This is a genomic window from Opitutaceae bacterium (assembly GCA_015075305.1).
GTDB lineage: Bacteria > Verrucomicrobiota > Verrucomicrobiia > Opitutales > Opitutaceae > UBA6669.
The window spans coordinates 178,605-194,360 of record JABTUS010000003.1 but is presented as its reverse complement, the minus strand read 5'-3'; the positions used below and the strand labels follow the sequence as shown (position 1 = coordinate 194,360).

At 63.5% G+C, this 15,756-nt stretch carries 14 protein-coding genes; 7 read left to right on the top strand and 7 right to left on the bottom strand.

Features of this window, described 5'->3' with window-relative positions; all coding sequences use genetic code 11:
• Positions 1 to 2: 2 nt before the first annotated feature.
• Genes fliG through flgB form a run of 5 tightly spaced genes read right to left on the bottom strand, consistent with a single transcriptional unit; the run spans position 3 to position 3,979 of the window.
• Positions 3 to 1,058, bottom strand: a complete 1,056-nt coding sequence (gene fliG, locus HS122_07595) for a flagellar motor switch protein FliG (protein MBE7538260.1) — start codon at positions 1,056 to 1,058, stop codon at positions 3 to 5.
• Positions 1,059 to 1,086: 28 nt separating this feature from the next.
• Entirely contained in the window at positions 1,087 to 2,682 is a 1,596-nt protein-coding gene (gene fliF / locus HS122_07590) for a flagellar M-ring protein FliF (GenBank protein MBE7538259.1), read from the bottom strand.
• 55 nt (positions 2,683 to 2,737) lie between these two features.
• Positions 2,738 to 3,094, bottom strand: a complete 357-nt coding sequence (fliE, locus tag HS122_07585; protein MBE7538258.1) for a flagellar hook-basal body complex protein FliE — start codon at positions 3,092 to 3,094, stop codon at positions 2,738 to 2,740.
• 35 nt (positions 3,095 to 3,129) lie between these two features.
• Positions 3,130 to 3,549, bottom strand: a complete 420-nt coding sequence (gene flgC / locus HS122_07580) for a flagellar basal body rod protein FlgC (protein MBE7538257.1) — start codon at positions 3,547 to 3,549, stop codon at positions 3,130 to 3,132.
• Positions 3,550 to 3,598: 49 nt separating this feature from the next.
• Positions 3,599 to 3,979 (bottom strand): flagellar basal body rod protein FlgB, encoded by a 381-nt coding sequence (gene flgB, locus HS122_07575; GenBank protein MBE7538256.1) that lies wholly within the window; start codon positions 3,977 to 3,979, stop codon positions 3,599 to 3,601.
• 241 nt (positions 3,980 to 4,220) lie between these two features.
• Here flgB and HS122_07570 point away from each other — a divergent pair, with 241 nt between their 5' ends.
• From HS122_07570 to HS122_07545, 6 genes are all read left to right on the top strand, one after another.
• Positions 4,221 to 5,048: a protein-glutamate O-methyltransferase CheR gene (locus tag HS122_07570; protein ID MBE7538255.1), complete on the top strand. Its 828-nt coding sequence runs from the start codon at positions 4,221 to 4,223 to the stop codon at positions 5,046 to 5,048.
• A 15-nt stretch (positions 5,049 to 5,063) separates the two neighbouring features.
• Positions 5,064 to 5,777, top strand: a complete 714-nt coding sequence (locus tag HS122_07565) for a chemotaxis protein CheB (protein MBE7538254.1) — start codon at positions 5,064 to 5,066, stop codon at positions 5,775 to 5,777.
• Positions 5,764 to 7,779: a PAS domain-containing protein gene (locus HS122_07560; protein ID MBE7538253.1), complete on the top strand. Its 2,016-nt coding sequence runs from the start codon at positions 5,764 to 5,766 to the stop codon at positions 7,777 to 7,779. The genes HS122_07565 and HS122_07560 overlap by 14 nt, the downstream gene beginning before the upstream one ends.
• Positions 7,776 to 9,050 (top strand): response regulator, encoded by a 1,275-nt coding sequence (locus HS122_07555; GenBank protein MBE7538252.1) that lies wholly within the window; start codon positions 7,776 to 7,778, stop codon positions 9,048 to 9,050. Before HS122_07560 ends, HS122_07555 begins: the two co-directional genes overlap by 4 nt.
• A 223-nt stretch (positions 9,051 to 9,273) precedes the next feature.
• Positions 9,274 to 9,795 (top strand): chemotaxis protein CheD, encoded by a 522-nt coding sequence (locus HS122_07550; protein ID MBE7538251.1) that lies wholly within the window; start codon positions 9,274 to 9,276, stop codon positions 9,793 to 9,795.
• Positions 9,796 to 9,804: 9 nt separating this feature from the next.
• Complete coding sequence (locus HS122_07545) at positions 9,805 to 11,868, top strand: PAS domain-containing protein (protein ID MBE7538250.1); 2,064 nt, start codon at positions 9,805 to 9,807, stop codon at positions 11,866 to 11,868.
• A gap of 213 nt (positions 11,869 to 12,081) precedes the next feature.
• On the opposite strand, the gene HS122_07540 is transcribed toward HS122_07545, so the two are convergent.
• Both HS122_07540 and HS122_07535 read right to left on the bottom strand, forming a co-directional pair.
• On the bottom strand, positions 12,082 to 12,957 hold the full coding sequence (locus HS122_07540) for an HDOD domain-containing protein (protein MBE7538249.1): 876 nt from the start codon (positions 12,955 to 12,957) through the stop codon (positions 12,082 to 12,084).
• A gap of 11 nt (positions 12,958 to 12,968) precedes the next feature.
• Positions 12,969 to 15,050: a chemotaxis protein CheA gene (locus HS122_07535; protein ID MBE7538248.1), complete on the bottom strand. Its 2,082-nt coding sequence runs from the start codon at positions 15,048 to 15,050 to the stop codon at positions 12,969 to 12,971.
• Positions 15,051 to 15,207: 157 nt separating this feature from the next.
• Between HS122_07535 and HS122_07530 the strand changes: the two genes are divergently transcribed.
• Entirely contained in the window at positions 15,208 to 15,708 is a 501-nt protein-coding gene (locus tag HS122_07530) for a purine-binding chemotaxis protein CheW (protein MBE7538247.1), read from the top strand.
• Positions 15,709 to 15,756 lie beyond the last annotated feature (48 nt).

Here is a 15,756-nt window from a genome sequence, read left to right as displayed (position 1 = left end):
CTTCAGGCGACAACGGCCGCCTCGGCGCCATCGAGCGAAATTGAGCCTTCCTCCTCGAGCCGGCGCACGACCTGGATGATGGCCTCCTGGGCCATTTCGACGTCCTTGAGACGCACCGGCCCGAGCATGGAAATCTCGTCGCGCAGGCTTTCCGCGGCGCGCTTCGAAATCGCCCCGTAGATCTTGTCCTTCAGCGACTCGCTGGCGGACTTCATCGACGTGGCCAGATTCTGCGAGTCCACCTCGCGCAGCACGCGCTGGAGATCCGCCGCCTGGAGCCGGATCAGATCCTCGAAGCTGAACATCTTCTTGCGAATGGCCGATCCCAGCGCGCTGTTGCGCTCCTCCACGCGGGCGAGCAGGCCCTTGGAGGTTTCCTTGTCGATGCTGTTGAGCAGGTCGGCGACAGCGCGCACGCCTCCGCTGCGGTGAAAGGTCGGACGCGCCTTCGTGTCGAAATGCTTGCCCAGACTGCGCACTATTTTTCCGACCAGGTCGAGCGATGTGCTTTCGATGGTTCCGAGTCTCTCGACCACGTCCTCGCGAATCTCGGGAGACAGCAGCATGAAAATCTCCCTGGCCTTCTCCACGTTGAGATAGGAAAGCACGAAGGAGACTGTCTGCGGCTGTTCGTCCTTGATCAGGTTGTAAATCTGCCGGCCCTCCATCTCCGCGATCTCCTGGATCACATCGAGCGAGGTTCCACCCTGCGCGATGCCGACGCGGCTGAGGATGGAGTTGGCCTTGTAATCACCCCTCACGCGTTCGATCGCCTGCCGCGCGTAGTCGAGTCCTCCCAGGGATGAGTCCATGCTTTCGCCGATGATCGGGGAGAATTCATCCAGCACCTGCCTGCGCAGGCTGTCGGGCACCATCGGAAACTGGCTCATTTCCCGACACACCTGCTCGATCTCGGAATCGTCGAACATCTTCAGCACCTGGGCGGCGGAGTCCGTGCCGACGACGATGAGAAACACCGCGAGCTTCTGCAGCCGGGTCAGCTTGCCGTAGTCGATTGCCGCGGGTGCGGACGATTCAGTCGCTGTGCTTGTTGCCATGGAGAATGGGATTCGATGTCAGGCCGGGCTACGTCTTCTTCACGGCGACCCAGTCGCGCAGGGCCGTTCCAATGTTCGCCGGCTTCTGCCTGATGAGATCGTTGAGCAGCTCGGGTGTGAGCGCGGCGCCTCCCTGGATCTGGTGCTGCGCGCTGCGCGGATCCACCGTCAGGAGCTCTACCGGGACGGTCTCCGGCTTCTGGCGGCCGAGCATCCTCCAGAAGACAGCCAGGACGCCGAGCGCGACAGCGACGGCAATGTAGCGGCTCGCGCCCTCGATCCATCCCTGGACGCGTGTGGCGGACTCAATGCGTTCGATGCCGGCCGAGACAGGTTCCGACTGGAAGGGAACCTCCTGAAGCGTCACCACGGACTCGATCGGCTGTCCAGCGGCCGGTTTCACGCCGAGCGCGTTCAGGACGATCTGCCGCAAGGCCTGGAGTTCCTCCGGGGTGCGGGGCTGCGGCACGGGCGCAGCGGGTTTTCCGTCGGCGGCGGCAGGTGCGGCGACCATCCGCTGCGCGACAAAGACGGAGGCCGTGATGTTCTTCACCGAACCCGGCTGACGGGTGGTGTTGGTGACGGAGCGGTTGATCTCGTAGCTAGTCGTGCGGTTCTTGCGATTGGATTCGGTCACGTTTGTCGGGCGCGCCGCTTCGGCCGTTGTCGTGCCCGGCTTGTCAGGGGTGTTGGCGGTGACGCCGACGACGCCGACATTGTGCCGTTCGGTGGAGTTGGAAATGTCATCCGTGCTCGTCTGCGAGCGCACGACCTGACCATCCGGGTCAAATTTTTCCTGCATCATCGTCGTGGATTCCGTGTCGATTTCGGCGGAGACGCGCACGACGGCGTTTCCATTTCCGAGCACCGGGACCAGCATCGTTTCCACCTTCTTCGCGAGGTAGTCCTCGATCTGCTGGCGATAACGCATCTGCGAAGAGGCGGTGCTGAGCAGGGGGTCCTGCCGCAGGTCCTCGGAAAGCACCCTGCCCTTCTGGTCGACCACGGCCACCTCGTCCGGATCGAGGCCCTGGACCGCATTGGCCACGAGATGCCGGATGCTGTTCACCGCCTCCACGTCGAGACGCGAGCCGGCGAGTTCAACGAAAACCGAGGCCGTGGGTTTGACCCCCTGGCCTGTGAGCAGCAGGCGGTTCTCAGGCTGGACGATCATCACCCGGGCGCTGCGAACGCCGTCGAGCTGGCTGACGGTTCGGCCGAGCTCCCCCTGCAGGGCGCGGAGATAGTTTGTCCGCTGCACAAAATCCGAGAGACCGAACTGGCCCTTGTCGAAGATCTCGAAGCCCACGCCGTCGCCGGTGGGCACGCCCTTGCCCGCGAGTTCCATGCGCAGGCGATGCACCTGGTCCGCCGGCACGTAGATCGTGCCCCCGCCATTGGTCACGCGGTGCGGGATGTTTTGCGACTGCAGTGCGCTCACGATCTGCGAGGCGTCCTTTTCCGAAAGCCGGCCGTAGAGAAGCTGGTAGTCGGGCTGTCGCGACCACATGACCAGCGCGATCAGACCCGCCACCAGTGCGGCGGTGGCGACAGAGAGGGTGACGCGCTGATTGAGGCCGAGTTGTTTCCAGAGTCCGAGGAGGGAGGTGGCAAATGATTTCATGCGCCGTTCGCAGCGGTGATAGGGAGAGTGGTCGGGGAGCGTCGGTGTTTTTCAACTACACCGGCATGCGCATCAGTTCCTGATAGGAGTCCACGAGTTTGTTGCGGACCTCGACCATCAGTTGAAACGCAACACCGGCCTCCTGCATGGCGATGACGCTGGAGTGAAGCTGGTCGTTCTGGCCGAGCAGCACCTGCCGCGTCAAAGCCTGGGCCTCCGACTGTTTGGCATCCACCGCGGCGACCATGGTCTCGAAGATCGAGCTGAAGCTCGCCGGCTGCGCGTCCGTCAGCGGAATGGCTCCGCCGCCCTTCGGGGAGAGCGCTGGGAATGGCCCCTCGACAGAACCTGTGCCCGAGAGGCGCTGGGGGACGGCGTGCTGGACACCACTGATGGAACCGATGAGTGACATGGGGATCAGGAAGATGCGGGTCGCGGGAGGAGGGATTAACGGCCGATTTCAAGCGCCTTGATGGCCATCTGGCGCGCGTTCTTTGCCACGGAGAGATTGGCCTCATACGCACGCGTGGCCGTGATCAAGTCGACCATTTCATACGCGAGATTCACATTGGGTAGCTGCACCATGCCATCCGCGCCGGCATCCGGATGCTGGGGATCGTAGACGCGCTGGCCCGGCGACTTGTCGGTCGTGATCTCACCCACGCGCACCGTCTGCAGCGCCGCGCCAGGTGTTCCCTGCTTGCGAAGCAGCTCGGTTTCAAATGACACCATGCGGCGCTGGTAGGGCGCGCCATCGATGCCATGGGTTGTCTGCGCATTGGCGATGTTCTGCGCCACGACATCAAGGCGCGTGCGCTGCGCATTGAGGGCTCCGGACGTTACATCAATCGCACCGATGAGATTCATGGGAAAGCGGAGGGGGCGGGGGTCAAAATTTCCTGGGGTGCATGCCTCATCACACCGCACGGCCTGTTATGGCCAGCCGCAGTTGCTTGATGTTTCTGCTCACGAGGTCTGTCAGGAATTCGTACTCGACCGTATTGCGATTCATCTCGAGCAGCTCCTTTTCAACCTCGACGGAGTTTCCGTCGGGGCGAACCGCGCGAGCCTGCGCGTCCTCGGCCAGCACCGGGTTCACACCTGAAAAATCCTGACGCCCATCCGCCAGGCGCGACTTCAGCTGGGCTGCAAAATCCGGCGAGAGATCGAGACGTCTGAACCCGGGAGTCTCCGCATTGGCTATGTTCGATGCGATCGCACTCTGCCTCAGGACCGACGCGTCCAGCAACTTGCGCGCAAGCTGGTAGTTGGCGGACTGAAAGATCGGATCAACCATGACCTCCCCGCCTTTGCAATGCGCGTGCCATGCGAGGCGACGTGTACTCCAACACACTGTCTAATAATTAGATAAAACATTCAATGGCCTCACTCGAGGCCGCAAATCAAACGCCGGAAGCGGCCTCGTGACCGCCGGCGGCAAAACTTGCCGGGCCACGGACCGCCCCGCGTGATGCGCCTGTTTTCCGGGGGGAAACCTTTATTGGAGATCAAAAGCGCCGATAGGCGTTAGGATACTCATGCTCGACCGCGATTATCAGTACATCCGGGAGCTGGTTTACCAGCACAGTCGCATCCATCTTGGGCCACGAAAAAAGGAATTGGTGAGCGCCCGGCTGGGACACCGGCTCAGGGCGACGAACCTGACGTCAATCGGTGAGTACTGCCGCTACCTCCAGGGCAGGGCGGGAGGGGATGAGTTGTCGCATCTCATCGACGCGATATCGACTCACCACACCTACTTTTTCCGCGAACCGAAGCATTTCGACTTTCTCACGGAGACCGTGGTTCCTGAGATGATCGCCCTGCGCCAGGGAAAGGCGTGGCCGGCATTCAAGGTCTGGTGTGCGGCCTGCTCGACGGGTGAGGAACCCTACTCCATCGCCATTTCGCTGATGCGGGCGCTCGGGAATGTCAAACCCGCCTGGCCCGTCCATATCGAGGCCACGGACATTTCCCATCGCGTTCTTCAGCGCGCTCGCGTCGGCATCTACTCGAAGGAGTCCATGAAGAATGTACCGGCCCGGCTTGCGAGAAGCTGTTTCCAGAAGGGCTTCGGACCACAGGAGGGCTACTTTCGCGTGAAATCCTGCTTCCAGGAATCCGTCACGTTCCGGCAGATGAATCTGCTGGAAGGCCCGCCACCCTTCTCGGACCGGTTTCACGTGATCTTCTGCCGCAACGTCATGATCTATTTCGATCGGGCCACCCGGCAGGACCTCGTGCGGCGACTTGGCGATCTGCTCGTGCCGGGAGGCTATCTCATCGTGGGGCATGCTGAAAGCCTCACCGGAATCCGCCACGATCTGGAGCAGGTGGAGTCCGCGGTCTACCGAAGCCCCCTCTAGCGAAGCTCATTGTCCATGGCGCACCACAACCTTCGCGTGACAGAGGCCTCCAACTTTGCTTCCGCCGGGAACATAGCGCCGCTCCCGCACGCGGCGCGCCGCCTGGTCCTGCTCGGGGCGTCAACCGGCGGCACCGATGCCCTGCAGAAAATCCTTCCCCGCCTGCCGTCCGATTTCCCGCCGATCGCGATCGTCCAGCACATCCCCGCCCTGTTTTCCAGGGCCCTCGCCCAGCGGCTCGACTCACAGTGCCGGATTGCCGTGCGCGAGGCGGCTGACGGCGACCGGCTGCTTCCAGGTCTTGCGCTCATTGCGCCCGGAAACCATCACCTGCTGGTCGACTGCGACTCCGGAGGCTATTGCGTCCGCGTTGTCGGTGGGCCGCACATCTGGCACCAGCGTCCCGCGGTCGACATCCTGTTCAGATCAGCCGCCGAAAGAGCCGGCCCGCACGTCATCGCCGGATTGCTCACGGGAATGGGCCGCGACGGAGCCGACGGACTACGGCGATTGCGCGAAAAGGGTGCGCTGACATTTGCCCAGGATGAAGCCAGCTCCGCGGTCTACGGCATGCCCCGCGCCGCATGGGAAACCGGAGCAGCCCGGCACCGCATACCGCTCGAAAGCATCGCCGCCCACCTCATTTCCTGCGCCGGCACGGTACCGGCCGTGCATCCCTTCTCCCCGGCTACCAGTAGCCCAGCCCTTTCCGCACATGCCCACGGTTGAATTCGCGCCATCCATTCCTTCAGAAGCGCCCGCTTCGCCTCCCGCGCTTCCCGCGCACCGATCCGTGGCACCGGCATGGGCCGCCGATGTGTGCGGCGCTCCGCGCGGACCGTTGAACTGCGCCCAGTTCATCATTGACGCGCAGGATCGCATTCAGGCGAGGAGCATCTCCGGGGACGACTCGCTCTTTGCGAAGGCGGAGGAAGGCGGCTCCCTGCGTCAGGCGCTCGCCGATGTCTCGCCGGCCTGGGCGCGGGCGCTGCCCGGCTCCCTGTTCGAATCCGAACTTCCGCTCTTCCTGCCTGAACTCACCGCCGGCAAGCCGGGCATCGGGCTCGGCCTACATCGTCTGCGTTTCGGAGACGCGATGACCGTGACCCTCACCCCGGAGCTCGCAGCGCCGGCGGAACTCAAGCATCTCGGCCTCGCCGATCTGTCCCCCGACCCGTCGTCCTTCGCCAGGATCTTCCTGCGGCTTCGCACCGTCGAGGCGCGCCTCGACCAGACGCTCACCCTGCTTCCAGGCGTGGTTTTTCACCAACGCTCGGACTTTTCCTTCGCGTCAATCGGACCCGGTTTCGAATCGCTCGTCGGCATTCATCCACAGCCTCTGGCGAAGAACGGCCAGCCATTCCTGCGCCTGATCCACGAGGCGGACGAACGCGCCTTTCACGCCGAACTCGAACGCAACCGCACGGCGCAGCGACCCTTTTCCCAGGTCTACCGCATCCTGAATCCCCAGTCCGGAACCTATCTCTACCTGCTCGACATCCGCACCCCGGTGCGGACCGCTGACGGCCTCCTTCTGGGACACGAGGGCATCTGGCTCGACATCACGAGGCAGAAGATCGCCGAGCACCGGCTGAACAGCCGGGCATGGAAGGAGTCACTCTCAACCCTCACGACCGGCCTGCTCCAGGACTACAGCAATGTGATGACCGGCATCTTTTCGCTGAGTGAACTCTATCACAACACGCTGCCAAACCGTCACCCCCTGCGGGACGGCCTCGGTCTCATCAAGGAGAACGCCGGCCAGGCCCAGCGCCTGCTTCGGAAGATCCTCGAATTGAACCGTGAATCCTCCGGGGAAAAAACGTATGTCAATCTCGGACGAATCGTGCGCGAGCAGCTCGACCTGCTCAAGGTCATCCTGCCACGCGGCGCACAGCTCGCCGGTCCGCTGGAGGACGGCGAATGGCCGGTCTACATCGACGAGACGGCGTTCCGCCAGACCCTGGTGAATCTCGCGATGAATGCGCGCGACGCGCTGCGCGGTCCGGGTGACATCAGGATCGCGCTGCACGCCCTTGCAGCCGGACAGACTCCCGCGCCGGGTTCGAGTCCCGCGGTGCCGCCGCTTCAGACCCATTCCGTGATGCTCACCTTTTCGGACAATGGAATGGGGATCCTCCCGGCGCACCTGGAGCGCATTTTCGATCCCTTCTTCACCACGAAGGATGCCGCGCGCGGCACCGGACTCGGACTCTATCACGCGCGGCTCTTTGCCGAATCCTGCGGGGGGACGATTGCCGCCCGCAGCACTGCCGGACGCGGGACCGAGATCGCGCTCGTCCTTCCCCTGGTCGATCTCGACCATTCCGCCCCGACAATCCCAGGCGAGGCCGCCATCCCGCGCACGATTCGCGGATTGTATTTCGAGCGGGACATGACTGACGAAGGCCCGATGGTGGACGCGCTTCGTTCACGGGACTGGTCGATTCGCACCATCGCGACCCTCGAACACGCGCGGCGCCACCTGCGCGAGGAGGGAGCCAGGCTGGACTTTGTTTTCGTGAGCCAGGATGAACCGGACACCTCCCTGCGCGTCTTCCTTGCCGAGCTGCGCCGTGATCACCCGGGACTCCGGCTCGCGCTGCACCTTTCGAGCCAGGCCGGCGCGCAGACGGGCGCCCTGCGGGCGCAGGTTGACCTGTTTCTCCCGGCTGGCACGAGGGAACCGGACGCTGTGGACGCGCTCGCAAAACTGCTTCGCATTCCATGACCCCGCCATCCACGACGCCTGTCGGCAGCTCCGTGCTCATCGTCGATGATGAGCCGATAGTGCTCGCGGCGCTTCGGGACACGCTCGAGCGCGAGAAGTATCAGGTGGTCGCGTGCGACAATCCACTGAAGGCGCTCGAGGTTCTCCGCACGCGGCAGTTCGCCGTCATCATTTCCGACCAGCGCATGCCGGAAATGCTCGGACTCGATTTCCTGATCGAATCCCGGAAATTCAATCCTCTCGCCTCGCGCATTCTCATCACGGCCGTTCTGTCGCTGCCGACGATCATCGACGCGATCAACAAGGGTGAGATTTTCCGCTTTGTGGCGAAACCGTGGCTCAGGGAGGAACTTTCCGCCACGGTCAGGAACGCCATCTCCCGCCACCAGCTCGTCACGGAAAATGAACGGCTTCACGCCGAAGCCAGCCGCCTCAATGAGCAGCTCACCATCGCGAACGCCGCGCTCTCCAGCCAGATCAGGAATCTGGAGGAGCAGAAGGCGGCGCTTGCGGTCGCGAATCGGGAGCTCTCGACGAGCTACGATCGCTCGCTCGAACTCTGCAGCCGCATTCTCAGCACCTTCGATCCGTATCTAGCGGGCCAGACCAAGGCGATGGTTGAAATCGCGCGAAAGATGGCCGACACCGAGCATTTCAACGAGAGGGAAAAGCGGATCCTGAAGGCGAGCGCATGGTTGTGCGACCTCGGCTTGATAGGCATTCCCCGGGACACCCTGAGACTGTTCCGCACGCATCCTGAGAAGCTGAGCGAGCCCGACCGGCTCACCATCAACTCCCACCCGGTTTTCAGCCAGACACTGGCGTCCTACGTCGACAGTCATCCGGAGGTCGGCGAGACGATTCGCGCCCACCACGAGCGTTTTGACGGAACCGGTTATCCCGACCGCCTCTCCCGGGAGTCCATACCGTGGACGGCCCGCTGTCTCGCCGTCGCCGTCTGCTTCGTCGAAAGCGGCCTGCCCAAGGATCAGGGCATCGAGGCCGTGCTCGCGCAATCGGGAACGGCATTGGATCCCGAGGCGGTGCGGCTCTTTCTCAAGGTCACGCACCTGCTTCAACTGCCCCGCAAGGTGAGTGAGATCCTGCTCGATGAGCTCCAGCCGGGCATGATCCTCGCGAATGGACTCTACAGTCCGCACGGCCTGCTGCTGGTCAGCGAGGGACAGACGCTCAATGCGAGCACGATTTCGAAAATCAGGAACCACAATCTCATGACGCCGATAAGCCAGCGTCTGCTGGTTTACTCCTGATCAAGCCGGTGCCGACGCAGTTCCGGCCGGCACCGCAAACGACGGGCAATGCCCGCTCCGGGAAATCCACCCGCACGCGGGGGGAAATACCCGGGCGTGGCTCAAGTTCAACCCTTGGGGAACCGTAGATATCGATATGGACGATTGCGTCCCAATTCCACATTCAGCCTCGTGCTGCGCTGCGCTCCCCAGGGACGCAAGGTGCAGGGATCGCTAGATTTCGATGGCCGGAGCCCCCTCCATTCCCGCACTCTTCGCCCAGCGCGTCATCATCGGCGTCGGCGACCTTGCGGTCTCAAACAATCCCCAGGTGACACTGAGCACCTATGCGCTTGGATCCTGTGTGGGCGTCATCTCCTATGATCCGGTGGTGAAGGCCGGCGGCATTCTGCACATCATGCTTCCGGATTCCCTCATTTCGCCGGACAAGGCGGCGAAACAGCCGGCGATGTTCGCAGACACCGGACTGCCGATTTTCTTCCGCTCCCTTTCGGGAATCAAGCTCGAGCGCCATCGCATCCGGACCTTTCTCGCCGGAGGCGCGAGTGTTCTGAACGGCACGGATCCCTTCAGGATTGGAGAGCGCAACGAGGCGTCGGTGCGGAAAATCCTCGGCGTCTACCAGATCGCGATCTGCGGGGAAGACCTCGGCGGAAACGTCAATCGCACGGTTCACCTCGAACTGGCCACGGGCAACCTCACTTTGAAAACGCCGGATCGGACGGAACTCTACTCGCTGGCGTGAGAACGCACCATGCCCACCTACGCATACCTCCTGATTCTCTTCTCCTTCGCGGCCATCCTGGCGGCGGGTGTGGCCTGGCTGAGGTCGGCGGCCCGGCGCCGGGCCATCGACATGCACATGTCCGCACGCCTGGCCAGCCAGCTCCATCTCCAGAACCATCTCGAGGATCTCCCCTACGAATGCTGGGCCATCGATGAATCGGGCCGGTTCTGTCTGTTCAATCGCGCCGCCAGAGCGCGACGCGGCGACGGCTTCATCGGCAGGACGCCGGCCGAATGCAGCCACATACAGACTCCGGAGTCGTTTGCCGTCTGGGAGTCCGCCATTCACCGCGCCTTTTCCGGAGAACGGGTGAGCTACCGGTTCATCACCGCCGAGCCCGAGGGCGCGCGTCATTTTGAAGCCGTAATCACACCCGTGCGCTCGGGCGACAAGGTCGTCGGTCTCCTCGGCTGCGCCATCGACATGACCGCGCAAATCGCGGCGGAATCCGCACTGTGCGACGCGGAAAGGAACCTGGCCTTCCAGGTCCGCCAGTCACCCGCGGGATTCATCACATGGGACAGTGACTTCAAAATCCTTTCCTGGAATCCTGCGGCGGAGGCCATCTTCAACATCCCAGGCTCCGCCGCCATCGGGCAGAACGGCCTGGATCTGCTCTTCCCCATCAATGAACGCGCGGCGATCGAGGCCGACTGGAGGCAGGTTCAGATCGAACGCACCCACCACCGCGCGCAGCACGCCCACACGCGCACCGACGGAACCCGGGTGGTCTGCGAATGGCTGCTGATGGCCGATCTTGATTCGAGAGGATCCCTGACCGGCATGACTTCGTTTGTCCAGGACATGACCGCACGCTCGGATCTCGAGGCCCAGATGCGCCAGCTTCAGCGACTGGACTCCATGGGACAGCTCGCCTGCGGCCTCGCCCAGGAGCTGAATCACCTCTTCACTCCCGCCATCATTCACCTCGACCTGCTCGAAAATTCCAATCGGGAGTTTCCCGGCCTTCGGGATCAGGTCAAACCCATCCGGGGTGCCGTCACCCAGGCCATCGGGCTCGGCCAGAGAATCCTGGCGCTCGGTCGAAACACCGACTCGGAGGTGGCGGTCTGGCAGCCGCTGAACCCCCATGTGCAGGACACGGTGGAACTCCTTCGCCGTACACTGGACTCCCGCATCCGCGTGATCGTCCTCCTCGCCCCCGACCTCCCTCCCCTGCCGCTGCAGCCGACCCTGATCACCCAGATCGTCATCAACCTCCTTTCCAATGCACGCGATGCCGTGATGGAAAGGCTTCCCAAGGCCCCGGCCGAGTGGCGGCCGGTGATCCGGATCGGCACCTCCACGCTGATGGCTCTGGACCGCAGCCTGGGTGGCCGGACTCCCGGCCTGCCGCGGCCATGCCAGTGCATCGAAATCAGCGATACAGGCTCCGGAATGTCCGAGGCGGTGCAGCAGAGGCTCTTTGAACCCTTCTTCAGCACCAAGAATCACGGAAAAGCCACCGGGCTCGGACTCGCCATCACGCGCAAAAGCGTCCAGGCCCTCGGAGGCTGGATGCAGTTCGAAAGCACCCAGGGAGAGGGAACGACATTCCGCGTCTACCTGCCGAGTCCCAAGCCCGTGAACACGCCGCAACCCGCGTCCGCCCAGTCGGCTCTCGAGGCCGCGGGCCCCGGCCGGCACGTGCTCCTCGCCGAGGACGATGACATGGTTGCGAGCGCCCTGAAGCTCGGCCTTGAACGCTCCGGGCACCGCGTGACCGTGGCGACGGACGGTGCGGCCGCGCTCGCACTGATCCGGCTGGAACCCACGCTTTACGACCTGGTGGTCACCGATCTCAACATGCCAAACCTCGGCGGCCGCGACCTGCTCGCCGCACTCGCGAGGGACGGCATAAGCGTTTCCGTAGTCGTGCTCAGTGGGTACATCACCTCAGCCATCCTGGACGAACTCCGCAGCCTCGGCGCCGCCGAGGTGCTGCGAAAGCCCATCCGCATCGGCGAACTGCTCGGTGCCATCCGCCGCAACAGCAGGGCTGTGACGCAGCCCGCGGACCAGTTGGTCTGACAGCCGCCACCGGCCCGCCCCACGGGGCATCGCGGCGTCCAGCCTGCAAAATAATAACCGGCCGGATGAAGACACCCGGCCGGTTAGCCACACAAACACACACTATGAAACAACCTGCAGGGGTGGTCCGGGTCCTGAACCGGAGCCCCGTGGGTTGATTCTCCTATCGGCATTTTGTCCGCTCACTTGAGCGGCCCACAGCCGTGTCCCGCGTCAAAATTTCAATACACCGTGCAGGAGATTCTCCCGCAGGAGGCGGCTGGATCGGGTTAACACCTCAGGCAGCGCCTTCTCGAGAACCTCCGCCGTGTAGCCCCATTCCAGCAGCAGGCCCGAATGCAGCTCAAAAAGGAATCCGTCCTCCGCAACTCCCGCGCCCATCGAGACAGCCAGGTATTTGGCCGCATGCACATTCACGATCAGCGGCAGCATCTCCGCCGGCGCCGCATGCGTCGGAGGGTTGAATGTCGCGACCGCCACAAGCCTGTCCGGAAAATTCCACTTCCCGAGCAGCCGCGATCCGACGTCGGCGTGGTCGAATCCCAGCACCGCCTTCTCCGCCCTGAGCCAGGTGCATCGCTTCTCCTGCTGGTGCGCACGAATCCGCCCAAAGTATTCACCACATGAATACGCAACCGCCAGTTTCCCCACCTCGTGGACGAGTCCCGCCGTGTAGGCCGAGCGCGGATCCAGCGCTCCCATTGTCTCGGCCAGGTATTCCGCGGCAACCGCCGTCACCAGCGCCAGCCGGCAGGAGTCCCCCGCCTCCCATCGATAACCATCGGCATCCAGGGCCATCCATCTGCCCGCGAGCGAAAGCGCCGCCAGCCGGTAGATTTCCGTGAGCCCCAGCCTGTGGATCGCCTCGTCCAGCCGGTCCACCCTGGCGCTGCCCGAGGCAAAGTAGGCGGAATTGGCGAGCCGAAGGGTGGAACTGGCGAGAACCGGATCCATGCAGATGATCTTCTCCAGCTCCGCGATCGACGCATCCTCCCGCTCCATCACCTCAATGATGCGCGGCAGCAGCACGGGGGAGCACGGCAGCCGGAGCGCCTTCTGGCAGACTTCCTCAATCGTGATCGTGGTCATGCGTTTGTCTCCTACGCGGCGACGAGTGACACCGGGTCCAGGATGAGCGCGATGTCGCCATCGCCGAGAATGGCTCCACCCGAAATTCCGGGAAGCCGCGAAAGATAACCGCCGAGGTCCTTGATCACCACCTCCTGCCTGCCAACCATTTCATCCACCAGCAGGGCCGTCACGCGATCCGACGTCTCAACCAGGAGCGCCACGCCCTGCGTCGGATCCTCAACGGCACCCGGTATCTGGAACTTCCGGCTGAGGCGCTGCACCTGAAGCGACCGCCCCTTGTGCTCGAGCATTTCACCGCGGCCGTCCGATGTTGAAATCATTCCCGCCCTCGGGCGAAACACCTTCCGCACGCTTGTGCTTGGCAGGATGAACCTGTCCCCGCCCACGCGAAAAACCAGTCCGTCAACAATCGCGAGGGTCAGCGGCAGCGTGATGCGGAACGTGGTTCCCTTTCCAGGAGCCGTCTCGATACGCAGGCTGCCTCGGAGTCGCGTGATGTTGCGAAGGACAACATCCATGCCGACACCGCGTCCGGAAAGGGCGGTGACGGTTTCAGTGGTCGAGAATCCGGGCGTAATGATCAGATTGAGCTTTTCCTCGTGTGAAAGCACGGCATGGGCGGAGACCAGTCCCTTCTGCACGGCCCTCGCATGCACGCGGTCGGCGTCGATCCCCCTGCCGTCGTCACTGAGCTCGATCCGGACATGGGAGCCTTCCTGGACGGCCTTCAAGGTGATGGTCCCGGAGGCCGGTTTGCCTGCTGCGGCGCGCACCTCCGGAGACTCGAGTCCATGGTCCACGGCGTTCCGGATCATGTGCACCAGCGGATCCGCGATGTCCTCAACCACCACGCGGTCGATCTCCGTCTCCTCGCCAAAAGTCTGAAACGCGCACGGTTTTTCCCCCTGCCGCGCGAGATCCCGCACGAGGCGTCCCATCTTCTGAAACAGCGGCCGGACCGGCACCAGGCGCAGGCCCATCGCCGTGTTCTGAAGCTCCCGGGTGATTCGTCCGAGCCGGGCGACCACGCCCGCGAGCGGCGACGCCTCCTCGGCAACCGCCCGCGACGCCTCCGCAATCTGGGTGTGGGCGATCACAAGCTCCCCCACCACCTCCATCATTGTATCCAGTTTTTGAGTACTTATCCGGATCGTGCGCGACGAGCCTCCCTCGCCGCCTGCCCCCGCCGCGCCGGCGGGCGCCCGCAACTCCGCGCGGTCCACCGGCGGCCGATCCTGACCCCGCGGGGCGCCGGCATCATCCCCCGCAAACGAAGCCGCCAGTTCCCGCACCCTTTCGATCAGAAGCGCCACCGGAACCAGCTCCTTCGGCTGCTCCCCCTGCTGAAGCGCGGCGCCGATCTGCGCCAGCATCCGCAGCATCGCGTCCCGGCAATGCAGAATCAGCGTGATCATCGCCGGTGTCAGCGTCGACCGTCCGCTTCTGGCCTTGTCCAGGAGCGACTCCACCTCGTGCGACAGGGCCTGCAGCGGGTTGAGTTGAAGAAAGCCGGCCACGCCCTTGATCGTGTGGAACGAGCGGAAGATCTGGTCGATCGCGTCGCGATTTCCCGACTCCCCGTCCAGCACAAGCAGCGACATCTCGATCTGGTTCAAGTGCTCCAGCGCCTCGGCATGAAACTCCTCCAGAAGGTCGCGGTTCTCGTCCAGATTGAGATCCAACAAACAGTCCGCCGGAACGACGTCTCCACCGGGCCGCTCAGGAGATTGAACCGCCTGCGACTGGGCGCCGACACGTGCGGCTCGATCGTCGCCAAAACCGCCCGCTTTTTCGCCAGCCTGCATCGCGGCCATCGCGGAGGGAAGCCAGTCAACCAGGTTTGAAAGCGCCTCCAACGCCTGGTCGTCAAATGGCCGCGCTTGCTCCAGCAGCGCATCCAGTGCGGCCCGGGTGCGCAGAATCGGCTGACCGAGGGTCGGTTCGGACTCAGCCAGGTCCGCCAGTTCGCCGAGCAGACTGTAGGCCGGGATCAATCCATCGTCCCGCCCCGGCCTGGCGAGCGCAAGTTCGCCCGCGAGGCGGTTGATCGCCTCCTCAAGGGCATTGATGATGGATGGAGAGAAAGACATGGCCCGACGAAGGAGGCGGACCCCCTCCCATTCTATTCGGACTCTCCTCCGCAAAACCTAAACAGTATCCCAGCACGCTTTTCGCTAAAGAGCGCTCCGGTCGCGCCGAAACCTCGTTTTGGATCCTTTCACCCACTCCTTTGCACTTCCGAACAGGATGACCGCTCAATCTCCAGCCACAAGGCCGACACCGCAAGCCACGGGCAAATACCTCATGATGGTGCTCGCCGGTGAATCCTACGGCATCGCCGTCATGAAGGTCCGCGAGATCATCCGCATGCAGAAAATCACGCCGGTGCCCAGGTTGCCCGGTCACGTCAAGGGCGTGTTCAACCTGCGCGGGCGCGTCATCCCGGTCATCGACCTTCGAGTGCGATTCGGCCTGGCCGCCACCCTCAGCAGCGCCACGTGCATTGTCGTTGTCCAGGTCAAGCTACCCACCGCTCAAACCGTGCAGATGGGTCTGATCGTGGACGGTGTCAGTGACGTCTTGAATCTCACCGACGCCGAGATCGAACCCACCCCTGATTTTGGATCAAGCATCGACGCCCGGTACATCCTGGGTATGGCCAAGGTCAAGGATCAGGTGTGCCCCCTGCTGGACATCGATCGCCTTGTCGCGCCTGAACCGGCGGAAAATCCCTCCTGGAGCATATAGACCCGGAAGCGCCGGGGCTCTTGCAGGCATTGTGACGGAACAGGCTGC